Origin of the sequence: Rhizobium sp. CFBP 13644, from assembly GCF_014842165.1 — a bacterium.
Classification (GTDB): domain Bacteria; phylum Pseudomonadota; class Alphaproteobacteria; order Rhizobiales; family Rhizobiaceae; genus Agrobacterium; species Agrobacterium tumefaciens_C.
Genome location: NZ_JACYVF010000014.1, coordinates 25,716 through 46,410, shown reverse-complemented (window position 1 = coordinate 46,410; position 20,695 = coordinate 25,716). Strand labels below are relative to the sequence as shown.

General features: G+C 54.5%; 23 protein-coding genes and 2 tRNA genes. 10 read left to right on the top strand and 15 right to left on the bottom strand.

What is annotated here, in order from left to right:
* The first annotated feature begins 52 nt into the window (after positions 1 to 52).
* The gene (locus IFT53_RS22535; protein WP_192066622.1) at positions 53 to 937 is read left to right on the top strand and encodes a DUF4344 domain-containing metallopeptidase; all 885 of its coding nucleotides are present in this window, start codon (positions 53 to 55) and stop codon (positions 935 to 937) included.
* Positions 938 to 991: 54 nt separating this feature from the next.
* On the opposite strand, the gene sseA is transcribed toward IFT53_RS22535, so the two are convergent.
* The 4 genes from sseA to IFT53_RS22515 form a co-directional block, all read right to left on the bottom strand.
* Positions 992 to 2,413 carry a 3-mercaptopyruvate sulfurtransferase gene (gene sseA, locus IFT53_RS24110; RefSeq protein WP_192066621.1) on the bottom strand — a complete coding sequence of 474 codons (1,422 nt, stop codon included), beginning with the start codon at positions 2,411 to 2,413 and terminating at the stop codon, positions 992 to 994.
* A 17-nt stretch (positions 2,414 to 2,430) separates the two neighbouring features.
* Complete coding sequence (locus IFT53_RS22525) at positions 2,431 to 3,168, bottom strand: alanyl-tRNA editing protein (protein ID WP_192066619.1); 738 nt, start codon at positions 3,166 to 3,168, stop codon at positions 2,431 to 2,433.
* Between the two features lie 13 nt (positions 3,169 to 3,181).
* Positions 3,182 to 4,219 (bottom strand): cysteine synthase A, encoded by a 1,038-nt coding sequence (locus IFT53_RS22520; protein ID WP_192066617.1) that lies wholly within the window; start codon positions 4,217 to 4,219, stop codon positions 3,182 to 3,184.
* A gap of 121 nt (positions 4,220 to 4,340) precedes the next feature.
* On the bottom strand, positions 4,341 to 5,789 hold the full coding sequence (locus IFT53_RS22515; protein ID WP_192066616.1) for a cryptochrome/photolyase family protein: 1,449 nt from the start codon (positions 5,787 to 5,789) through the stop codon (positions 4,341 to 4,343).
* A gap of 186 nt (positions 5,790 to 5,975) precedes the next feature.
* Here IFT53_RS22515 and IFT53_RS22510 point away from each other — a divergent pair, with 186 nt between their 5' ends.
* Positions 5,976 to 6,242 carry a DUF982 domain-containing protein gene (locus IFT53_RS22510; protein ID WP_042618502.1) on the top strand — a complete coding sequence of 89 codons (267 nt, stop codon included), beginning with the start codon at positions 5,976 to 5,978 and terminating at the stop codon, positions 6,240 to 6,242.
* Between the two features lie 296 nt (positions 6,243 to 6,538).
* Positions 6,539 to 6,982: a TIGR02594 family protein gene (locus tag IFT53_RS22505; RefSeq protein ID WP_446737710.1), complete on the top strand. Its 444-nt coding sequence runs from the start codon at positions 6,539 to 6,541 to the stop codon at positions 6,980 to 6,982.
* Here the strand turns inward: IFT53_RS22505 and IFT53_RS22500 are convergent, their stop codons facing one another.
* Entirely contained in the window at positions 6,983 to 7,231 is a 249-nt protein-coding gene (locus tag IFT53_RS22500; RefSeq protein ID WP_236727962.1) for a hypothetical protein, read from the bottom strand.
* 132 nt (positions 7,232 to 7,363) lie between these two features.
* Between IFT53_RS22500 and IFT53_RS22495 the strand changes: the two genes are divergently transcribed.
* Complete coding sequence (locus tag IFT53_RS22495; RefSeq protein ID WP_192066614.1) at positions 7,364 to 7,684, top strand: DUF2934 domain-containing protein; 321 nt, start codon at positions 7,364 to 7,366, stop codon at positions 7,682 to 7,684.
* Positions 7,685 to 7,753: 69 nt separating this feature from the next.
* Here the strand turns inward: IFT53_RS22495 and IFT53_RS22490 are convergent, their stop codons facing one another.
* On the bottom strand, positions 7,754 to 8,005 hold the full coding sequence (locus IFT53_RS22490; protein ID WP_244656373.1) for a hypothetical protein: 252 nt from the start codon (positions 8,003 to 8,005) through the stop codon (positions 7,754 to 7,756).
* A 175-nt stretch (positions 8,006 to 8,180) separates the two neighbouring features.
* Positions 8,181 to 8,255, bottom strand: a tRNA-Asn gene (locus IFT53_RS22485).
* A gap of 176 nt (positions 8,256 to 8,431) precedes the next feature.
* Here IFT53_RS22485 and IFT53_RS22480 point away from each other — a divergent pair.
* Positions 8,432 to 8,716: a hypothetical protein gene (locus IFT53_RS22480; protein ID WP_192066612.1), complete on the top strand. Its 285-nt coding sequence runs from the start codon at positions 8,432 to 8,434 to the stop codon at positions 8,714 to 8,716.
* Here the strand turns inward: IFT53_RS22480 and IFT53_RS22475 are convergent.
* On the bottom strand, positions 8,703 to 9,350 hold the full coding sequence (locus tag IFT53_RS22475) for an exopolysaccharide biosynthesis protein (protein ID WP_042618498.1): 648 nt from the start codon (positions 9,348 to 9,350) through the stop codon (positions 8,703 to 8,705). The genes IFT53_RS22480 and IFT53_RS22475 overlap by 14 nt on opposite strands.
* A gap of 449 nt (positions 9,351 to 9,799) precedes the next feature.
* Here IFT53_RS22475 and IFT53_RS22470 point away from each other — a divergent pair, with 449 nt between their 5' ends.
* Both IFT53_RS22470 and IFT53_RS22465 read left to right on the top strand, forming a co-directional pair.
* A complete protein-coding gene (locus IFT53_RS22470) occupies positions 9,800 to 10,387 on the top strand; it encodes a YqaA family protein (protein WP_192066611.1) in 588 nt (195 codons plus the stop codon).
* A 101-nt stretch (positions 10,388 to 10,488) separates the two neighbouring features.
* Complete coding sequence (locus IFT53_RS22465) at positions 10,489 to 11,085, top strand: dual specificity protein phosphatase family protein (RefSeq protein WP_446737712.1); 597 nt, start codon at positions 10,489 to 10,491, stop codon at positions 11,083 to 11,085.
* A 105-nt stretch (positions 11,086 to 11,190) separates the two neighbouring features.
* On the opposite strand, the gene IFT53_RS22460 is transcribed toward IFT53_RS22465, so the two are convergent.
* From IFT53_RS22460 to IFT53_RS22440, 5 genes are all read right to left on the bottom strand, one after another.
* Positions 11,191 to 11,267, bottom strand: a tRNA-Pro gene (locus tag IFT53_RS22460).
* 294 nt (positions 11,268 to 11,561) lie between these two features.
* Positions 11,562 to 12,149 carry a hypothetical protein gene (locus tag IFT53_RS22455; protein WP_192066609.1) on the bottom strand — a complete coding sequence of 196 codons (588 nt, stop codon included), beginning with the start codon at positions 12,147 to 12,149 and terminating at the stop codon, positions 11,562 to 11,564.
* Positions 12,150 to 12,316: 167 nt separating this feature from the next.
* Complete coding sequence (locus tag IFT53_RS22450; RefSeq protein WP_192066607.1) at positions 12,317 to 12,466, bottom strand: hypothetical protein; 150 nt, start codon at positions 12,464 to 12,466, stop codon at positions 12,317 to 12,319.
* 65 nt (positions 12,467 to 12,531) lie between these two features.
* On the bottom strand, positions 12,532 to 14,085 hold the full coding sequence (locus IFT53_RS22445) for an undecaprenyl-phosphate glucose phosphotransferase (protein WP_192066605.1): 1,554 nt from the start codon (positions 14,083 to 14,085) through the stop codon (positions 12,532 to 12,534).
* Positions 14,086 to 14,408: 323 nt separating this feature from the next.
* Entirely contained in the window at positions 14,409 to 14,981 is a 573-nt protein-coding gene (locus IFT53_RS22440; protein ID WP_192066604.1) for a polysaccharide biosynthesis/export family protein, read from the bottom strand.
* A 196-nt stretch (positions 14,982 to 15,177) separates the two neighbouring features.
* Here IFT53_RS22440 and IFT53_RS22435 point away from each other — a divergent pair, with 196 nt between their 5' ends.
* The gene (locus tag IFT53_RS22435) at positions 15,178 to 15,819 is read left to right on the top strand and encodes a tyrosine-protein kinase family protein (RefSeq protein WP_192066602.1); all 642 of its coding nucleotides are present in this window, start codon (positions 15,178 to 15,180) and stop codon (positions 15,817 to 15,819) included.
* 3 nt (positions 15,820 to 15,822) lie between these two features.
* Here IFT53_RS22435 and IFT53_RS22430 read toward each other — a convergent pair whose 3' ends face one another.
* Entirely contained in the window at positions 15,823 to 16,035 is a 213-nt protein-coding gene (locus IFT53_RS22430) for a DUF2842 domain-containing protein (protein ID WP_042618492.1), read from the bottom strand.
* 150 nt (positions 16,036 to 16,185) lie between these two features.
* Here IFT53_RS22430 and IFT53_RS22425 point away from each other — a divergent pair, with 150 nt between their 5' ends.
* Positions 16,186 to 17,304 carry a COX15/CtaA family protein gene (locus IFT53_RS22425; protein WP_192066600.1) on the top strand — a complete coding sequence of 373 codons (1,119 nt, stop codon included), beginning with the start codon at positions 16,186 to 16,188 and terminating at the stop codon, positions 17,302 to 17,304.
* A 132-nt stretch (positions 17,305 to 17,436) separates the two neighbouring features.
* Here the strand turns inward: IFT53_RS22425 and argC are convergent, their stop codons facing one another.
* The gene (gene argC / locus IFT53_RS22420) at positions 17,437 to 18,363 is read right to left on the bottom strand and encodes an N-acetyl-gamma-glutamyl-phosphate reductase (protein ID WP_192066598.1); all 927 of its coding nucleotides are present in this window, start codon (positions 18,361 to 18,363) and stop codon (positions 17,437 to 17,439) included.
* Positions 18,364 to 18,539: 176 nt separating this feature from the next.
* Between argC and IFT53_RS22415 the strand changes: the two genes are divergently transcribed.
* Positions 18,540 to 20,624 (top strand): acyltransferase family protein, encoded by a 2,085-nt coding sequence (locus IFT53_RS22415; protein ID WP_192066597.1) that lies wholly within the window; start codon positions 18,540 to 18,542, stop codon positions 20,622 to 20,624.
* Positions 20,625 to 20,695 lie beyond the last annotated feature (71 nt).

Here is a 20,695-nt window from a genome sequence, read left to right as displayed (position 1 = left end):
CTGTTGAGTGTGGCAATCAATCGAACATCCTCTTTTTGGAAAGTTCATATCCATGCTGCGCAGGTTGATGGCCACATCTCTGGTCACCGTTTTTTCTCTTCTTTCACCTGCAGCCCACGCGCAAACAGCGCCCGCGCTGGATGATCTTTCCGAGGAGCAACTGCAGCAGACGGTCAACTTCGTCATCGGAAACGCGATTTTCAGCCTGTACCATGAAGCATCGCGCATGCTGATTTCTGACCTTGCCTTGCCGGAACTGGGCGGCGGGAAAGATAGCGCTGATCAGCTGGCGGCAACCATCATGCTGGAGGCAAATGAAGAGTGGCTGGATACAGCCATCGTCAATGCCACAGACAGCTGGTATCTTGCGCGCTCAGTGCAGGTTCTGCCTGATCACAGTGCGCCACTGTTCTCCTCACTGGTGCCCAACACCTCTCGCGACAAGCAGATGGCCTGCATGATGGTGGGCAAGGATGCTGGTGGCTATGGCGATCTTGCCGATATGATGGGCCTTGCGAAGACGGAATGGAAAGCCTGCGAAATAGCCTATCCGCAAACCGTCGCGCATTGGAACGAGGCTTTGCAGCCTCACGTGGCCAAGCCTGGCGCCACGAAGTTCGTGGCCCGATATGAGCCTGCGCGTGATCCTTTTCTGGATATCTACGCGACCATTCTGAAGGAATCGAAGGTCCTCGATCTGATCGCCCGCAGTTTCGATGGATACGATCTCAAGGGTGAAGTGAAGTTGACGGCGCGCACATGCGGACGGCCCGACGTTTACTGGTCAGCCGAAAAGCGTGAGATCACGTATTGCTACGAGACAGGCAAATTCCACGGTGAATTGATCGCGGCGCATCTATCTGCCGGAGGCGGCGAAAAAGAAAGCGCCCCAGCTCAGGAAATACCGACAGCGGTAAACCTCGGGCTGGAGCTCTGACGAGTTGCGCCTGACCATCCTCGGGTTGAGCCGAGGATGGCGGAGAAATTCAGATTATCCCCGACCTGAAATTTCCAGATATTCGCTGTCCGTCAGCGGCTCTACCCATGTCTCATAGGTGCTGACGGGCGAGAAACCCATCATCTGGTAAAGCTGGAGCGCGCGCGGGTGATCGAGCGTGTTGGTGGAAACTGTGACCTTCTTGGGGCTGTCCTGCCATGCCGAATAAAGCGCCTGCAGCAGAAACCACTTGCCCACACCAGCGCCGATGGCCTCTTCCATCAAACCAAAATAGGACAGTTCGGTCACGTCCGAATCGACCTTGTGCAGCTCGAAGAAGCCAGCGGGTGCGCCGTTCATATAGAGAACTGTCACGGAGTTGGCGGGGTCGCGCAATGTTGCCGTCAGTTCGGCATCGCTCATGCGCATCCGCTTCTGCCAATGCCAGCGTTTTCCAACCCGCCAGAACAGATAGCGATAGAAATGCAGCGGGATTTCCGTGGTGCGCATAATGGCAGTCTGTATGTTGACCGGCACCGGCAGGCTCATCTTCGGCGCCGAGGTCATTTCCAGTTGCGTAACATGCGCCTTGATCGGGCCGTAGGGCGCAGTTTCCATGGGCTCGGCGGGCCCGGTCACGATTGCTGTATCCGGCTTGCTGCCCCACTCGGACCACGAGCCATCATAAAGCGAGTTGTCGGTATGCCCAAGTGATTCCAGCGCAAGTGTAATGACGGCCGCCGTTACGCCAGAGCCACAGCTTGTGATGACGGGTTGGGACAGATCGATGCCCGCATCCGTAATCATCTTGCGGATGGTCGGCAGATCCTTGAAGTGGCCGTTTTCTGAAAAGGCGGTTGCGGGCAGGTTGCGCGCACCCGGCATATGTCCAGAACGCATGCCTGCGCGAGGCTCAGCCTCTTCGCCGGTGAAGCGTCCGGCCCCACGGGCGTCGGCAACCTGCTCTTCGCCGGCATCAACAATGGAGCGCATGGCTGCGAAGGACGTCACGCGCTTGGGTTTGAAGTGTGCGTCGAAAATGACAGGCTCAACTTCCGTCACGCCTGCTTCGAGTGGCTTGCCCGCAGATTTCCAGCCGTCCAGGCCGCCATCCAGAACATAAACCTTGTCAGCGCCCATGACCCGCAACATCCACCACACGCGAGGCGCGGAAAAGAAGCCGGGGCCATCATAAACGACGATCGTGTCGCTCTCGCCAATGCCCAGCGCACCCACCTGATCAGCAAAGAATTGCGGTGAGGGGAGAGAGTGGGGCAGGCCGGTATCGTGATCGGCAATCTTGTCCTGATCGAAAAACACGGCGCCGGGTATGTGTCCGGCTGCATATTCCTCTTTGCCATTGCGCTTGTGCGCAGGCAAATACCACGAGGCATCCACCAAACGAAAATGCGGGGTTCCAAGCTGCTGCTCGACCCAATCCGCCGAAACGACGAAACGGCTTTTGTCCGTGCTCACTGTGTGTCTCCCAGATGTCAGGCGGTTTCACCGGGCTTGCCAAAACGAATTCGGAAGCGGCGGTTCTCCTTGCCCTTCTTTTCAATCTTGGCGATATGAATTTCGCCAACTTCTTGCGTGCTGGCTACATGAGTGCCACCGCAGGGCTGGCTGTCAACCGCAGAGTTTTCTCCGATGCAAACAAGGCTAACGCGCCCTAATCCAACAGGCGGGCGGACATTCTTGGATTTGACGATATCGGGATTTGCGGCAAGCTCTTCGTCGGTGATCCATTTGAGAAAGACCGGATGATTGGCTTCGACAAGCGCCATCAGCTTTGCCGTGACCTCGTCCTTGTCGATTGTCTCTGACATGTCGAAATCGACGCGGGACTCATCTTCACCAACGGCAGCGCCCGTAATCGGCCAAGGGCAGACGACGGACAGCAAATGGCAGGCCGTGTGCATGCGCATGAGCTTGAGGCGACGCGGCCAGTCAACATGCAGTGTCAGCTTTTCGCCAATGTCAGGCAATGCCTGACCTTCAAGAGGCGAATGGATGATGACGCTTTTATCCGCGCCATGCCGGGTCAAGCCCAGCTCGATCTTGGAGCCATCCGCTCTCTGCAGAAAGCCCGTGTCGCCGGGTTGGCCGCCCGAAGTGGCATAGAAGCAGGTCTGATCCAGCTCTACGCCACCATCTTCATGAACAGCTGTGACAACCGCGTCGCATGTGGAAAGATAGAAATCGTCACGAAACAGGGCATTCACAGGCATGGGGCATTGACCTCTATGCAGTTTCGTAAGGCACCGAAATCTGCGTTTTTTCCGTCAGCCATGCAGGAACGGGAAGACCCTTTGACCGCAGGAAATCAGGGTTGAAGAGCTTCGACTGATAGCGGCTGCCGTAGTCGCAAAGTATTGTCACAATTGTATGGCCCGGACCGAGCTCACGGGCAAGCCGAATTGCACCGGCAATGTTGATTCCGCTCGAGCCGCCGAGGCACAGACCTTCCTTCTCGATGAGATCGAACACCAGCGGGATCGCCTCTGCATCTGCAATCTTGAATGAGAAATCAGGCTTGAAACCTTCCAGGTTGGCCGTGATGCGACCCTGCCCAATGCCCTCGGTAATGGAGGAACCCTCGGACTTCAGCGCCCCATTCTGATAATACTCATAAAGGGCGGCACCATCCGGATCGGCAAGGCCGATTTTGATATCGGGATTGAAATCGCGAAGACCATCCGCCACGCCCGCCAATGTGCCACCAGAGCCAACGGCGCAGATAAAGCCATCCACCTTTCCATCGGTCTGGTCCCAGATTTCGGGAGCCGTCGTTTCGATATGCGCCTGCCGATTTGCGATATTATCAAACTGGTTGGCCCAGATCGCGCCATTCGGATCTGTCGCGGCCAGTTGCTGGGCCAGCCTGCCGGAAACCTTCACGTAATTGTTCGGGTTGGAGTAGGGCGCTGCAGGCACCTCGACCAATGTCGCACCCAGAAGCTTGAGCGCGTCCTTCTTTTCCTGGCTCTGTGTCTCAGGAATGACGATAACCGTCTTGTAGCCCAGTGCATTGGCCACCAGCGAAAGGCCGATGCCGGTGTTGCCCGCCGTGCCCTCCACAATGGTGCCGCCGGGGCGAAGATGTCCACGGCGTTCGGCATCGCGGATGATGTAGAGAGCCGCGCGATCCTTGACCGACTGACCCGGGTTCATAAACTCTGCCTTGCCCAATATCTCGCAGCCCGTTGCCTCGGATGCAGCGTTGAGACGGATGAGTGGCGTGTTACCGATGGCGGTCAGCACAGAACTGTGAATGGTCATGGTCGGGCCTTTTGGTTCGGTCAGCAATTGAGCTTCGTTTCTCCTTGTCATCGCGTTCTATGACAAGGAAATATCTTCTGGCGAAAGCGGGCAAGGCGCAAAATCCTGCCCGGCGCACGCTTTATTCACTTTTCTTGATGTCGGAATACGCGCTCAACGCACGCTGTCTGGCTTCATTGTGATTAACAAGCGGCGCAGGATATGTCTTGCCCAGTTCGATGCCAGCCTTCTTCAACACGTCCTTGGGTGCATCAAAAGGCTTGTGAATAAACTTCTTCTCAAGCCGGGCAAGCTCCGGCACAAAGGTTTTCACATAGTCTCCATCCGGGTCGAATTTTTCGCCCTGGAGGATAGGGTTGAATATTCGGAAGAACGGTGAGGCGTCGGCACCCGATCCTGCCACCCACTGCCAGTTGCCCGGGTTGGACGCCGGGTCGGCGTCCACAAGCGTATCCCGAAACCACTTCTCACCCTTTCGCCAATCCACCAGCAGGTGCTTGATCAGGAAAGAAGCGGTGATCATGCGTACCCGGTTGTGCATCACGCCATGGCGCCACAGCTGCCGCATGCCAGCGTCCACAATTGGATAACCCGTCATTCCTTTCGTCCAAGCGTCGAACTTGCTGTCGTCAGCGCGCCACTCAAACGCATCAAAGCTGCCGTTCCAGTTCTTCTCATCCAGCTCAGGGAAATGGAAAAGCAGATGGTAACAAAACTCGCGCCAGACTATTTCCTTGCGGAACCGGCTCGTGTCATTTGACGCAATGTTGCTGGGCAGGCTTCTTGTTGCGTCCCAGACCTGAGCAGGAGAGATTTCTCCCATAGTCAAATGTGGCGAGAGCATGGAGGTGGCAGGCTTTGCCGGGAAGTCACGGCCTTCCTCGTAGCCTTTCAGGCCGTTTTCGATAAAGTCTTTCAGCTTGTCCTGGCCACCGGCTTCACCCGGCGTCCAAACGTCAGAAAACTCTCTTGCCCAGTCCGGCTTGGAGGGCAAAAGGTTCCAGCTTTCGACGGTTTCGCTCTTGGGCCAGCTCGAAGGAGACAACAGTTTTTTCGGTGCTGCGACGGGCTCGGCTGGTTCATCGCCACCTTCGATGGCGCGCCAGAACGGAGTGTAGACACGATAAGAGCCTCCGGTCTTTGTCTTCAGTCGCGATGGTTCGTGGATAAGATAACCGGCAAAGCTCTCTACCTCCAAACCTTCTTCACGAAAGTCTGCCTTGATCTGGCTATCGAGCTTCTGTCCATCAGGATCATATCGCCTGTTCCAGAAAACAGTCTGCGCCCCTGTCTCTTCAAGCAGTTTTTTGAGCACCGTTTGCGAGCTCCCGCTGCGCAAAACGAGCCTGCTTCCCAGCGTCAGCAGAGCACTCGAAAGCGCCTGCAAGGAGTGGTGTAGCCACCACTGCTGGGCACTGCCGAGAGCCGCCTGCAGGGCCACCTTATCATCGTGAATATAGACCGGAATAACCGGTCCATTATTGTCGATGGCAGCAAGTAAGGCACGGTTGTCAGCAAGCCTTAAGTCTCTGCGAAACCACACAATAACGGGAGCGTTTTTTTCTGTCATATGTCACCCGGTTCACTTTGGACTGAACGTTTGTTGATCGGCCTTGTTCCCAATTGCCGTGCATATCGCGCCCACATTGATATGGTTTGCAATAGGTGAATCGCTGCCTCTTGAAACCAATTAGCGCGGAACCATATCCCGGGTCCAACGTTAGAGGCGGGTTAATTGAGTATGGAAGTCCAATCAATGATGCTGAATGACGTCAAATGGGAGAGCCCGGTGATTATCTCCTTGGAAAATGGCGCACCTAGAACTTTCACCGGCGCCTATGAAGCTTTCGATTTCTTGCAGCATGAGTGGCCGAGCCGCCATGGCAAGGTCTATGAGCAAGCCTTGCGACTGTGCAGGGCTTCCCTCATGGGCAGCGTGGGAGGAGAGATAGCGCGCATTGCATTCATAGAAGCGAGCCGCGACGCCCATTGCCTGGTTGAAGGTCGCAAACTCGCATCCTGATGTCTGACCTATCGATAAAAGCCACCCGCGCGAACCGCCGGGTGGCTTTTTGCATATGGGCGATTATTTCGGGGCATGCCCGGGAGCGCCTGTGCATGCTGGGCCATTAATAAAGGCCTGGAAATTTCATTCTAATTTTCGCCTATTTCCCGTCAAATTCTCGCTAAATTGCAGGAATAGGTCAAATGCCATCAGCCAGAGGGCGCTCGCCCTTCAGCGCTGACACACTCTGAATATGCATGTGTGTGACCTCCCACGGGGCCGGAACGTGTCACATGCTTCTAAAGGGCAAGAATTTGAAAGTATCTGCGTACATTCTAGCCGTCGCTGTCTGCGCGGCGCTCACTGCACCTGCGTCTGCTGGCATGCTCAATCAAGCCGAGCGTTACTCCGGGCTTCATGAGGGAAAAAACAACAAGACGCTCAAGGCCATTCTCGGCGTTAATCCAAGAAAAACGCCTTGGTGCGGGCATTTCCTTAGCGTCGTGGCTGAAAAATCCGGCAGGCAGCCCCCGAAATCATCTGCTATCGCCAAGTCGTGGACGTCTTTTGGTTATGCGGTTACAAAGAGCAACGCGAAGCCCGGCGACGTCGTTGTTGTCCGAAGCGGTGCTAGTTACCATGCTGGTATTCTGAAAAGCCTGGACAAGAATACCGCCCAGATACTGGGCGGCAATCAGTCTGGCCGGGTTCAGGTCTCAAACTTCAGCCGTAAGTCGATAGTCTCGGTGCGCCGATAGTTACGGCTGTTCTCGCATACCGTCTCTCTGGTCATCGTCTTCGAGGTCTGTGGCGACGATAAATGCGTCTTCGTGTTGTCGTGCCGCCTGCTTGCGTGCGCGCAGATTGATCGACTCATCGGGATCAATTTCCTCAGACTCGCCCTTCAGCTCACGTTCTGTCCGAAAGTTGGCGACGTCCTTGTCGTCAATATCCAGGGAATCAGTGTGCTTTTCCTGATCCATTGGTTTTGTGTGTTTCTCGTCCATTTGGTTACTCCGTTGTTAACCTGTTAACGAGGTGCCATGCCTTGAGGTTCCCTGCTGGTGTGCATCAGCAGCAGGAACCAAATCCCACGCCGGATTGTTTGAGCTCCGACAGGTTAAAATCGGAGACATGACATGACGACAGAACGCGAAGACAAAATCCGTGCCCGAGCCCATGAGAAGTGGGAGAGCGAAGGCCGTAAAGAAGGCGAGCATGAGCGCCACTGGGCTGAAGCGGAGCACGAGCTAGACACTGACACCGCAGACGGCGTTGACCCAAGCGAGGCTGCAAACTCTCCAGCCGTCGCATCCCTTAGTCAGGAGCGCACTGAGACGAAGCGCAAGGGCAGCGACAGCGAGCTTCAGGAAGGGCTGGAAGATAGCTTCCCTGCGAGCGACCCAGTTTCCGCTACATCCTCGACAGTGACAGGCGGAGCCTCGGAGAAAAAAAGCTAAGCCCAGTCTCGTTGATTCGAGAAAATCTCTATTCGATATTTTAAGGCGCGGTGCCGCATGCATCGCGCTTTATTTTTTTCTGATCCACAAGATGAGGAGGGCGAGGCACAAAAGCGCAACTGGCCAAAAATCTGTCGCTTGGTCCCAAGACCAGTTCCAGAGGTAGTAGCCTTCGAGGTGAGGGGGCTGCATCTGCACCGACGTTTCGAAGTCACACTTTTCACGCCCGTGGAAGTGGCCTACAGCGAATGCGAGGCCAACAATCACTGCATCCCGCCATTTCATCAAAATGCGCGCCAGCGCGGCCACAATGCCGGCCATGACGATGGCTTCCAGAATATGGCCAGCCCAATCCCAATCGCGCTGGATGGTGTCCCAATCGATTTCGATTACACAATCCTGTCGTGATGAAAGTGCTATTCAGTTCAATGAGAATAAAGTGCAGCGAACGAAACAGTATCTCTGTTCCAATCCATTTCTTCACTCTTGGAAGAAATGGCTCCCCGGGCCGGATTCGAACCGGCGACCTGTCGATTAACAGTCGAATGCTCTACCGCTGAGCTACCAGGGAACGTGCGCTGCTTGGCGCGGTGTGAGCGGGGTAATACAAACGCTTTGGCGATTTGCCAAGCGGTTTTTTCAAAAAAAATGAAATCATCTTGTTTTATCCACCGAAGACCCCACGTTTCCGGGCATGTTAGCAATAAAAAAGTTTTTGGCGGATGTTCCTGAAAGGGGTTTAGCGCGATGACTTTCGGTCTTCACCCCCAAACGGGGCGTCTTCATGTGGGAAAATGGAGCATGCCGATGCCTCGCTCGCGAGTCGGGCGCATCGTTATTGGCGTTTTGCTCATTATTTGTGGCTTGTTGGGCTTCCTGCCCGTGCTGGGCTTCTGGATGGTCCCGCTGGGGCTTCTCGTCCTTTCGCAGGATCTGCCCTTTGTACGCCGTCAGCGCCGAAGATTGGCTGTCTGGTGGGCACGTCGCCGGCGCGCCCGTGAAGCGCGCCGGGAAGGCATTACGCGCCCGTGAGGGAGTTGGTGATGCCCTGGCCTGCCCAGAACGCGGCATAGCCCAATATGGCGAAGTAGATGGTCGTCAGAATGAGGAAGAGATAGCCGCCCAGCACCGTCGCGCCATCGCGCTGGATCATTCCTGCTGAGAAAAGCAAAATGGCGACTCCGGGCAGAGTGTTGGAAAACGGCACGAAGCCCAGCGGCATCATAAGCAAGATTCCTGCAGACATGATGGCAAGGCCATTAACGCGCGCCATAACTGCGCCAGTGGTGAAGGCGGGCAGGCGAGGGCGCATATAGCGGTCCAGCTTGGAAACGATCCCAACCCCCTTCTGAAGGGCAGGGCGAAGCCTTTCAGTTTCCATCTGCTTGTCAAGAATGCGTTTTGGCAGCCATGGCATCCGGTTAAGCGTGATCGCCAGGCTGATCATCACAATTGCCGCACCAAAAACAGTACTTACACCGGGAATCGATACCGGAATCAGAAATGGCAGAGAAGCGATGGCACACATCAGGAGCAAACCTTGCTCGCCAATGGCCTCCATTAGCTCCCGCAAGGTAATCGTTGCGCCTTTCAGATTATCGATCAGTTTTTGGAGAACCGCGCTCAGGCTCTCCGATGTGTCTGCGAATGTCGTTTTGCTCGTCATACTCTATCCCGAAACATGTTTGATGCGGGATAGATAACACTCGTAAAACGACGTGCCTATGGCAAACCCATGTAAGCTAGAACTCTTGATGTGCCTGATACATTACAGCCGGGTCTAACCTCAGTGAGAAACCCAGGAACTGTAGGCGCCAGCCGCGAGAACCAGAAACAGAATGCCAATGATAAACGGATTTAGCGAAGTAACGAAGCCAACATAGTCCATACTCATTTCCTCCTCCATTTGTCCCATTACGAATATAATGGAATCCATCAAAATTTACTAGTATAAATTGATTTATAGTTGCAGTGCACCATAAAGTTACGAAATGGCCGCAGTTCTGGGGTGATTGGAATGTTGCGATGCAAGAAAAACCATTCCGCCGCCGCAATATTGCCTCGCATGAAGCATTTTAAACCTTAAGCTGGATGGGCCAGTAGGTGAGGTGCGGAATGCTGAGAGAACTTTATGCGCGGACAATGGCGCTGGCTGCCCGCAAGACGGCCATATGGTGGCTGGCCCTTATTGCGTTCGTAGAAAGCTCTGTCTTTCTCGTGCCAGCCGATATCCTTTTCATTCCCATGGTCTTGGCCAAGCCGAGGCGGGCCATGGTCTATGCACTGGTGGCCACCGTCGCTTCCGTTCTGGGTGGTATCGGCGGGTGGTATCTGGGGCACTATGCGTTTGAAAGCATCGCGAGGCCTGTGCTGGAATTTTATGGCAAGCTGGACAGCTTCGAGCATTTGAAGGCCTCCGTCGATGACCAGACAATCCTGCTGCTACTTGTAACGTCTGGTCTTGCCCATCTGCCACCAATAAAGGTGGTGACGATTCTCTCCGGTGCCGCAAATATCAATCTCGGCGTGTTCATTGCCGCTGCCGTCGTGACCCGCGCTGCAAGGTTTTTCATTCTCGCAGGCTTGCTGCAGCGATATGGCGAACCCATCCGCCATTTCATCGAAAAACGCCTGGGAATCATCACGGCTATCGCCGCCGGTGTGCTAATTGCCATCTACGCGACTTATGTCCTCGTCCGGTGACATGTTCAGGCTGAGCTAAATGGCCGCTCGCGCCCTGTCATCGCATTCAGCTTAGTGTCAGTATTCAAGGCCACGTTCTCGAAAGAAAAACGGGAATGATGATGATGATGCGCAGTTTGGTATTTCGCGGTGTTTTGGTTCTGGTTGCCCTATCATGCGCTTTTCTGCTCTACATTGGGGCGCTCCAGCTTTCCGGAAACTTCCATGAAGTCATCCCCGGGCAGCTTTATCGCTCCAGCCAGCTTTCGCAGGACCAGCTTGCGACCTATGTGAAGGCCAATGGCATCAAGACCATTATCAATCTGCGCGGCCAGAATGATGGATCCGAGTGGTATCGCAGTGAAGTGGCATCGGCGGAGCAACTTGGGGTTCAGCATGTGGATTTCGGAATGTCTGCCCGAAAGGAGCTGACGCCGGGGCGAGTGGCGCAACTCATCCAGATCATGCGCGACGCGCCGAAGCCGATCCTCATCCACTGCAAGTCCGGAGCCGATCGTACGGGGCTGGCGTCAGCGATCTACGTCAACCGCGTTGCCGGTTTGGACGAAGACACAGCAGAGCATCAACTCTCGATTCGCTTCGGTCACCTCAGCATTCCCTATTTTTCATCGGCCTATGCCATGGACCGCAGCTGGGAAGTCATTGAGACCATGAAACCCGCACCCATCATCGCAAATGCGACGAAGCAGGTCATCTGATCGGCCATTGAGCGCTTCGACAATAGGGATAGATGCAAGGTGCACCTTGCATTTAGAATATCTGGATCTTGGGAAGTTGAGGCACGGGGGATGCCTCTAAGATAATGGTCGGAGCGGCGGGATTCGAACCCACGACCCCTTGACCCCCAGTCAAGTGCGCTACCGGGCTGCGCTACGCTCCGACACAGGAAAGGCGTTTATATAGATGCCTCTTCATGCGCAAGGGGAAAATTGCCGTGGTCGAAAAAACAGCTGTAGAAACCGATGACAAAACGCTCAGATTGCCGTCGGATGCCGCGCGAAACCGGATTGAGCTATTATTCGGGCAGGGTGAATATTTATTAGACAAATAGACTGCCGCGATCTTGCCATAATTCTTAGACTGTGGTTCTCTCTACTTGCCCTGACTGGAGGGGTAAAAGGTTGAGACCCGTCATTTGCTGGGTGGGACAGCGACGGGTCTCCCGATTTTCTTTTTAAATATTGCTGATGAGCCGAGGCCAGGTCAGGTAGTAGAATTTGCTGCCGACAGCGCCAAAATAGGCACTTTCGCCAGACATCACATCCACATACCCGCCATCTGCGTCTTTCACGTAACCAACGCCATCTTCGCGCTTGACGTGCTGCTTCAGAAACAGGCTCCAGCCTGCCGGCGTAATTTGAGATCGTTTGACGTGTACGGGCCTTTCGCCCTCCACATCCCACGCGGTCACGACGATGCCCTCAACGGGGTCGCACACCTTCAATGTCCCGGACGTGAGAGCTGCAGACATAGCCTTGCCCTGAGCGGCGCTGGCGGCGTCACATGAGGTTTCTACAATCCATGTCTTGAGGCTCGTCATGAAAACGCCGCCAGCGATATCGTCATCCGATCTGGTGGAATTGGCCCTGATCTCAACCCGCGCTTTGGCGGTCACAGTGGCATCCAGCAAGATCTTTTCAGGGCTTTTTGCGGAGGAGGGGTACTCCAGGCCGATGTCGATCTGAGCTTCATGCTGCGCGATGACTTTTAATGCAAGTTGCGTAGAAGAAAGTTTCAGGTGAGTTCCAAGAGCCGAAACCATTGCTGGCATTTTCCTATTTCAGGCTGGCGCATTCATCTGCGCTCTGGCCACCGCTTCCCATAAGCGAGCATTTACGTGGGCTCTTCTCATGAAAAGACCGGCTTTGTCGTTTAAAAAACTGACACAAACCGGTCTAAATTCGTCAACATGCGCGAAACTGGAGTCAATCAGTTTTCTTGTACGGAGACTCCGCCGGGCCCAATGTTCATCTCGATGCCCTTTGGTTTTGTCTCTTCATTCCAGGCGTAAATTCCGAGGCCTACAACGGCGATGATCAGCGCGCCAATGATGAGGTAAAGATTGTTGGTTCTTGTCATGTGTTTTTCCTGTGCACAAATTTGCCAGGTGCAAACGTCTGGAATGACAAGAGGTTCCACGCCAATCAGTAGGCGTTTTCGGATTTGAGCAGGCGGATCGGCGTTAGCACTAATATCTTGAGATCAAGCCACAGAGACCAGTTCTCGATGTAGTAAAGGTCATGAGCTGTGCGATTCTTGATCTTGTCGCCGTGGTCGATTTCACCGCGCCAGCCATTGATTTGCGCCCATCCCGTCACGCCCGGCTTGACTTTGTGGCGCGCAAAATAGTGCTCGACAACTTCGGTGTATTTCAGGTCGCCAGTCTGCGCATGTACAGCGTGTGGTCGTGGTCCAACCAGAGACAGATCGCCCGCAAGAACGTTGAACATTTGCGGCAGTTCGTCCATAGACGACTTGCGCAGAAATCTGCCGACCGGTGTTACGCGAGGATCGTTCTTCGTGACGGCCTTCTTGGCCGTCGGATCGCTCATTTCGGTATACATTGACCTAAACTTCCAGACATTGATCGTCTCGTTGTTGAAGCCATGCCGTTTCTGCTTGAACAGAACGGGACCTTTGGATGTCGTTTTTACCGCGATTGCAGCGCCTAGCATCAAAGGCCACAGCAGGGAGATGCAGATAAGACTGAAAACAATGTCAAAGACCCGCTTGGCAACCGCGTCCCAGTCGCGGAGCGGCTTGTCCATGACATCAAGCATCGGCACGCTGCCGATGTGTGAATAGGAGCGAGGGCGGAAACGTAGCTTGTTGGCATGCGCGGCTATGCGAATATCGACCGGCAAAACCCAAAGCTGGCGAATGAGCTCAAGTATGCGCCCTTCGGCACTCATGGGGATCGAAATGATCAGCATGTCGAGCTTCGTCAGGCGGGCGAATTCGACGAGCTCGGCAAAGGTGCCTAGCTTGGGATAGCCAGCGACAACATCTGGCGACCGCGCGCTTTTACGGTCATCAAAGATACCGCAGATGCGAATGTCATTATCGTGCTGTTCGAGTGAGCGGATAAGGTCTTTTGCCGCCTGGCCGCCACCAACGATGACAGCGCGCCGTTCCATGACGCCATTTCGGCCCCAGTGGCGCATCATCAACCCGACGATGATCCGCTCAATCAGTAGAAAGGCGACGCTCGTGCCGTACCACAGCCATAGTGTCTGCCAGCTGTAATCCTCCGCCGGCAATGTTGCGATTATCACCAGAGCTGTCAGCAAAAATGAAGCGAGGAGGGCAATTTGAACGCGCGGCATCGTGCCGATGGAGCGTCGCAGCATGGGTAGCTGGTAGGTATCCGCAATTTGTAGCAGGATGGTGCAGCACAGACTGTTCCAGATGCAAATGGAAACGAGCGCTATCTGCAAACCGAATGTCGCTGGAGCATCGAATGCGGTGATAAAGATTCCCAGAGCCGTCAGAATAGCAAAATCGAACAGCCGCAGCTGACCGATGACGATATTGGGGGAATGGCTCACTGCACGAAGCTGGTTTGCAACCTGGAGAGCAACGGGATTGAGCTGAACCTGCTGGCGTTCCTGTGCCGGCGCTTCCTGGCTGTTTCCAGTCAGCTTCTTGCGCAAAGCATCCAGATCAATCGGGGTGTTCTCGCCTCCTAAATCGCTCATTTCATCATTCCGCATTCTCGACTGGAGAAGAGAGTAAAAATAACTTCCTAAAAAATGCTTAGAAACACACTTTATTTTGTATGCCTACATCAATCTCAGATGTCTAAATAGCCGCTTAGTAATCTCGATGACTATTTTTTATTGCGGATGAACAGCTTAACTGTCCATCCGCAAATATAGGGCGCGGGATACGCAATACCTGTTTACCCGCAACTGTGGGCCATTTGGAAACGACGCGCTTGGCGTGCTGGTTCCTGGCTACAAACTTGGTCTCAATTCCTCTTGAGGTAGAGCGCCTGTACCGTGGGATGGAGGGGTACGGCTCAAAAGAATCGTTCGCGAACGTAGATGGTGTCTCCGGCGATGACTGGTCCAGATATGATGATTCTGCCTGTCATGACATTGGCATTGATTTTTCGAGTTATATCGACGTCACTCTGGTTGGCCCTGGATGTGAAGCCGCCCGCAACGGCGATGGCATTCTGCGCTGTCATGCCGGGTACATAGGAGTACTGGCCCGGCCTGCCGACTTCACCCATGACGAATACCGGGCGGTAGCGGTCGATCTCGATCGTGACGTCAGGATTTTTCAGGAAGCCCTGCTGCAGCTTCTGCGCAATGCCGGATTCAAGCTGCGAGACGGTTTTGCCGCGAGCAGAAACCTGCCCCACGAGAGGGAACGCTACGTAACCAGCCTGGTCGACTGTGTAGGTGTTCGTTAGCCCGGCCTGATCGAAAACGTTGACACGCAAGCGGTCACCACTGTCAAGACGATAGGGAGCAAGCGCTGCCTCATTAAAGGCGCGCGGTGCCGGCTTATAAGCCGAGCAGCCGGCGAGAGTTGCTGCTACAGCAACGATCAGCGCCGATATCAAGGGTGGGGCAGCGAATGTCATCCGCAATCATGCTCCGAAGGAAATGTCATGACGCAGTTATCGGGGCGTTATGGTTAACACACAGTAAACAAAAGAATTTCCTTTTCGATTTTGTCCTGTTTCATAGTCCTGAGGCGTCGCCTTAACGCTTGTGTTACCGGATGCAACTAGAGTTCCCGATGATCCGAATTGAAACACTGCGCTCAAAAAACCGAGAATGAATGTGAACGAAAATGCCCCTCACGCAGGTGAGTTTGATGACGCTCCGCAAATACGTCGCAACCTCTCGGTCAACGACGTAGCCGATTTTCTTTCCATGCGGGGTGCAAAGCCGATTGTTGCCCTGCTTTCACCCAGTGGGGATGATGGCTCTACCGCAAGCGTAATGCTGGCGAGATCCATTTCCGAGCTCGGTCAATCCGTCGTGCTGGTCGATATGACTGCCTCCGGCTGCCCAACGAAGCTCATGTCTCAGGAGCCGGATCTCTCAGGGATTTCAGATCTCTTGTTCGGAGATACGGCATTTGGCGAAGCCATCCATCACGACCGCCTTTCAAGCGCACATATAGTGCCGCAGGGTGTCGCTCAGCCGCGTAGCGCCATAAGGCTCATCGAGAGGCTGACCATGATCCTGAATGCGCTCTCGGATAGCTACGACACCGTGTTGCTGGAGTTCGGTGCCGCTGACATTGCAGGCGTCGCGACCTTGCTGAAATACATTGATGCTGAAGTCATCCTGTCCCTTCCGGGATCGGACGCTTCCGCAAAAGCAGAGATACAGCTCGAACTGCAATCACACGGCTATGCCGATGTCATGGTCATCGGTGGAATTCAGTCCGCTGATCTCGCAGCAGAGTGAGAGTTACTTTTGTGGCTTAGGCCCAGCCATCCAGCGGATGATGAACATCGCTGGCACAATCCAGAGCAGGCCTGTTGCCATGAAATAGCTTAGATGCACCCACCAGGGTTGGGTGGATAGGGCGGCTGTTGCGAAGCTTGTTGCGACCACCGCATAGGCGATTACCAGACAGATGATGATGATGGTGCCGATAAATGACCTGAGTCGCTGGGGCATGCCGTCTTCCGTTCGCGTTAATGTCTAAGGTTTCTTATACAGGCGCGACCCAATGCCGTAAAGCTTATTGCCGTGGAGCAGGGGGCTGAGGGCTTGTTTTGCACGGTGTGTTGTTGCAAACCACCTTAAAGACTTGTGGAGTGTCAATACATGCGGGCAAACACGGTGGCCACATCAGAAATTACTGTCGAGCAGCGGCACTCGGACGCTTTGAACAAGCAGGCGAAAGACCGTCATCTTTTGCGCATCTGGCTGCGTGTGGTGCTGTTTACGCTTTTCTGTCTGGTGCTGGTCGGTGGCGCGACGCGACTGACAGAGTCTGGTCTTTCCATCACTGAATGGAAGCCGATCCACGGTGCCATTCCGCCGCTTTCCGTGGCTGAATGGGAAGAGGAATTCCAGCTTTACAAGCGCATTCCCCAGTATCAGGAAATCAACAAGGGCATGTCGCTGGACGAGTTCAAGACCATCTTCTGGTGGGAATGGGCGCACCGGCTATTGGCCCGGGCAATCGGGCTGATCTTCGGGCTGCCACTGGCCTATTTCTGGCTTACCGGGCGCATCGAAAAGCGTTTGAAAATGCCTCTGCTGGGTCTGCTCGCTCTGGGTGGCTTTCAGGGCTTCATCGGCTGGTGGATGGTTTCATCCGGTCTGGTCAACCGGACTGACGTCTCACAGTACCGGTTGGCAACGCATTTGACGATTGCCTGCCTGATTTTCGCAGCCTGTATGTGGATCTTGCGTGGTCTCTCGCTCCATTCGGCAGATGCCACCCATCAGCGACAGGGCAGGAAGTTCGCCGCGTTTCTGGCCTTCTTCTGTCTGTTCCAGATTTATCTTGGCGCCCTTGTCGCAGGCTTGAACGCCGGGCTTTCATACAACACATGGCCGCTGATGGATGGCGCGCTGATTCCCGGCGATCTCTTCTTACAACAGCCATGGTGGATCAACCTCTTTGAAAACCCGAAAACCGTGCAGTTCGTGCATCGTCTCGGCGCCTACGGTCTCCTCGCGGCAACGCTCTGGCATATGATTTCACTGCTGCGCGCGAACCCCAGCACGCCCCACGCCCGTCGTTCGGTGTTGTTCTTTGTCTTGATCTGTCTTCAGGCGGCGCTCGGCATCACGACATTGCTGATGCACGTGAACATTCACGTGGCTCTTGCCCATCAGGGCATGGCGCTTCTGGTCCTCGCTTTCGCAATCGCGCATTGGCGCGGTTTCGTCGGGGAATATCCTGCCGACGCAACGGCTGTGTCACAAAGCTGATTTCCGTCATTGGGTGGCCATCGCTGACAGAATGGCCTGTAGGCCCCTCATTGTGATCATAGAAAAAGGCGGTGGAGATGCTCCACCGCCTTTCCAAATTCCGGTCTATGGCATTTCAAGCCAAGGCGTCGATCATGCTGACAGCATCAGTTCCATGTTCTGGACCGCTGCGCCGGATGCGCCTTTGCCAAGATTATCAAGAACCGCGACGAGGTTGATGTGTTCTGAGCTTCCAAACACAAAAAGCTTCATCGTGTCCTGATTGACGAGTTCTTCGGCATCGATCCGCGTGATCGACTTGCTGTCTTCAAGCGGCACGACCTTAACGATGTTCTGACCGGCATAGTGGGCAGTGAGGGCAGCGTGAATGCTCTCATTGCTCGTGCCCTCTTTCAGGTCGCTCAAAAACAGGGGCACCTGAACAATCATGCCCTGCGCAAAGCGGCCGACGGAGGGCGAGAACAGCGGGGAGCGATCCAACTGGCCGTGAATTCTCATCTCGGGCACATGCTTGTGCTTGAGTGTCAGGCCATAGAGAAAATTGTTGGCGGCGATAGCGTCGTCGCGGCTCTGGTCTTCCATCTGCGCGATCATCTGTTTGCCGCCGCCGGTGTAACCCGACACGGCGTTGACGCTGACGGGATAGCCATCCGGCAGAATGCCAGCGGCACGAAGCGGGCGGATCAGGCCAATTGCACCCGTTGGGTAGCAGCCGGGGTTCGAAACGAAACGCGCGGACCGCACTTTTTCGGCCTGCGTTCCATCCATCTCGGCAAAGCCATAGGTCCATTCGGGATCAACCCGGTATGCCGTCGACGTATCGATGATGCGGACCTTGTTGTTGCCCGATACCATCTGCACGGCTTCTCTGGAGGCGTCGTCCGGCAGGCAGAGAATCGAGATGTCTGCATTGTTCAGCATATCCTCTCGCATCGCCGCATTCCGGCGTTCTGCTTCCGGAATGGACAGCAGTTCGATATCGCGGCGATCAGCGAGGCGTGTGCGAATCTGCAAGCCTGTCGTGCCATGTTCGCCATCGATGAAGATTTTCGCTGTCATGTCCTTATCCTGAACTTTCAATAGGTTACAATTGTAGGCGGATTCAATGTGCCAGGCACGTGACTCAATCTGTCAACTCGCTTTCACCAGCTGTGAGGCACGCGCCTAAGCATATACATGGCTCAAGTTGCCCCGGCAATGAGCTTGGGGAATGACGATTTGTCTGCTCATGCCGATTGACAGAGTTTAATGCTGAATTCGCACTTTCAAAACCGCTGCGGCCTTTACGCGGCATTCAACCCATTATAGATGGCTTCTTAAATGGTTGTATTTTTAATCGCTATTGGTTGTATTTTTGGTTTTTATTGATGAATTATCGCTCCGATATTGATGGGCTGCGCGCGCTCGCTGTCCTTGCTGTTATTTTTTCGCACGCGAACATCGCCCTTTTTGGCGGAGGCTTCATCGGGGTCGATGTGTTCTTCGTGTTGAGCGGTTATCTGATCACCAGCATCATTCTCGAAGACTATCGCCGAAGCGATTTTTCACTCGCTCGATTTTATCAGCGTCGTGTCAAGCGCATCCTGCCAGCCTTGTTTTTCGTGCTGGCCTGTTCTGCCGCAATGGCGTGGTTCTTGCTGCTTCCCGGAGCTTACGAAGCTTTTTCAAAGAGCCTGATGCTGTCGGCGCTCTCCGTATCGAATTTTTATTTTCTCAAAAAAACGGACTATTTTGCAGCCGATGCTGCAGAGGTGCCGCTTCTGCACACTTGGAGCCTTGGAGTTGAGGAGCAGTTTTACCTTCTCTTCCCATTGCTTTTTCTCTTTGGACTGAAGACGCGGACTATTTTCATCACAGTAGCAGTGCTGGCGGCCACGAGCCTTATTACAAGCGAGATTGGGTCTTGGTGGTTCCCTTCGGCGAACTATTACCTGTTGCCGACGCGAGCCTGGGAAATTCTGGCTGGCTCTCTCTGTGCATTTTACCTGATGGACAGAGTGCGTCGGCCAAATGGTTTTCTGGCAGCGCTCGGGCTGATACTCATTGCTTGTGCGATCTTCCTGTTTGAGTCCTCCACCCGCATTCCATCTCTTGCCGCCTTGCTACCGGTTGGTGGAACCGTCCTTGTTATCCTGTTTTCCCATCAAGCAGGGGTCGTCGGGCGAATCCTGTCCTTGGCACCACTTGTGTGGATCGGCCGCATAAGTTTCAGCGCATATCTCTGGCATCAACCCGTTTTCGCCTTTGCGAGGATTTGGAGCCTTGAGCCGCCAACCCAATTGATGATGTCCGGCCTGATTGTCCTCGTGCTCCTCCTTGCAGCCGTAAGCTGGCGCTTTGTCGAGCAGCCGTTTCGGCACGCTCAGGCCAGCGGCCGCAGAATTGCAATGTCGTTGGCTCTCAGCCTCTCGGTGGCGGTCGGTTTTGGCAGTTGGGGTGCGCAGGAGGGTTTGCCGTTCCGAGTGGATCCCAAGGTTGCCAACTTCATGGACACGGCCATCTGGAGCGATGCGTGCCTGTTCCAGTCCAAGGATGGCCTTCCATCACTCCCCGATAAGAAATGCTCTTTCGATACAGGCGTAGCGCACAAGACCTATGCGATCTGGGGTGACTCGATTTCCGCTGCAATCTCACCGGCTCTGCTAAAAGAGTTGAAGAAACGCAATGTCGGATTGGTCCAACTTACGCACGGTTTTTGCGCTCCCATTGCCGATGTCTGGACTTCGCGAAACGATCAAGCCGTCAATTGCATGGAGTTCAATCGGCGCGCTCTGGATTATCTTTTGGCAAGCAAAGTCGAAGTCGTCGTCCTGGCGGCATCATGGGTCAATTTCTTCAATGCATCCCACATGTCGGTAGATGGTGTGGAATTGGAGGGCGCAGAGATTACCGTTCCGGTCTTGGCAGACAGGCTGAAACGTACTGTTGAGAAACTCGAGCAAGCCGGAAAGCGTGTTGTTCTCGTATATCCAACCCCGCGTTTCAGCAAACCAGTGCCGGAGCTGATGGCGGCAATGATGATCAAGGGCGATAGCACGCCGGATTTTGCCTATCCGGTTGCGCGTTTCAAGGAGGATACAGCGCGGGCTTATGCCATTCTGAATGGTGGCGCAGATGACAAGATCAAAAAGGTACTACCGGAAACCATTTTCTGCGGACCTGCTAGCTCCGACCAGTGTTATCTCGGACGTGATAGCGTACCCTTCATAGCCGATAAGAGCCACTACACGCAAAAGGGTGCTGAATTGGTTGTCGATGGTATCATGGACGAGCTTGAAAACGAGCCAGAGGCCAAAGAAGCCGCGGCTCTCCGTCCGTAACGACGTTAAACCTCGTTGGGGTCGCACCCTCTCGTTTTGAATGCCTGACCGTAGAAATTGATCCAATAAAA

Coding starts and splice junctions, on each gene's coding strand:
- IFT53_RS22535 (WP_192066622.1), top strand. CDS start 53: ATGCTGCGCAGGTTGATGGCCACATCTCTGGTCACCGTTTTTTCTCTT.
- IFT53_RS22525 (WP_192066619.1), bottom strand. CDS start 3,168: ATGCCTGTGAATGCCCTGTTTCGTGACGATTTCTATCTTTCCACATGC.
- IFT53_RS22520 (WP_192066617.1), bottom strand. CDS start 4,219: ATGACCATTCACAGTTCTGTGCTGACCGCCATCGGTAACACGCCACTC.
- IFT53_RS22515 (WP_192066616.1), bottom strand. CDS start 5,789: ATGACAGAAAAAAACGCTCCCGTTATTGTGTGGTTTCGCAGAGACTTA.
- IFT53_RS22510 (WP_042618502.1), top strand. CDS start 5,976: ATGATGCTGAATGACGTCAAATGGGAGAGCCCGGTGATTATCTCCTTG.
- IFT53_RS22500 (WP_236727962.1), bottom strand. CDS start 7,231: ATGGACGAGAAACACACAAAACCAATGGATCAGGAAAAGCACACTGAT.
- IFT53_RS22495 (WP_192066614.1), top strand. CDS start 7,364: ATGACGACAGAACGCGAAGACAAAATCCGTGCCCGAGCCCATGAGAAG.
- IFT53_RS22490 (WP_244656373.1), bottom strand. CDS start 8,005: ATGGCCGGCATTGTGGCCGCGCTGGCGCGCATTTTGATGAAATGGCGG.
- IFT53_RS22480 (WP_192066612.1), top strand. CDS start 8,432: ATGACTTTCGGTCTTCACCCCCAAACGGGGCGTCTTCATGTGGGAAAA.
- IFT53_RS22475 (WP_042618498.1), bottom strand. CDS start 9,350: ATGACGAGCAAAACGACATTCGCAGACACATCGGAGAGCCTGAGCGCG.
- IFT53_RS22470 (WP_192066611.1), top strand. CDS start 9,800: ATGCTGAGAGAACTTTATGCGCGGACAATGGCGCTGGCTGCCCGCAAG.
- IFT53_RS22465 (WP_446737712.1), top strand. CDS start 10,489: ATGATGATGCGCAGTTTGGTATTTCGCGGTGTTTTGGTTCTGGTTGCC.
- IFT53_RS22455 (WP_192066609.1), bottom strand. CDS start 12,149: ATGGTTTCGGCTCTTGGAACTCACCTGAAACTTTCTTCTACGCAACTT.
- IFT53_RS22450 (WP_192066607.1), bottom strand. CDS start 12,466: ATGACAAGAACCAACAATCTTTACCTCATCATTGGCGCGCTGATCATC.
- IFT53_RS22445 (WP_192066605.1), bottom strand. CDS start 14,085: ATGAGCGATTTAGGAGGCGAGAACACCCCGATTGATCTGGATGCTTTG.
- IFT53_RS22440 (WP_192066604.1), bottom strand. CDS start 14,981: ATGACATTCGCTGCCCCACCCTTGATATCGGCGCTGATCGTTGCTGTA.
- IFT53_RS22435 (WP_192066602.1), top strand. CDS start 15,178: ATGAATGTGAACGAAAATGCCCCTCACGCAGGTGAGTTTGATGACGCT.
- IFT53_RS22430 (WP_042618492.1), bottom strand. CDS start 16,035: ATGCCCCAGCGACTCAGGTCATTTATCGGCACCATCATCATCATCTGT.
- IFT53_RS22425 (WP_192066600.1), top strand. CDS start 16,186: ATGCGGGCAAACACGGTGGCCACATCAGAAATTACTGTCGAGCAGCGG.
- argC (WP_192066598.1), bottom strand. CDS start 18,363: ATGACAGCGAAAATCTTCATCGATGGCGAACATGGCACGACAGGCTTG.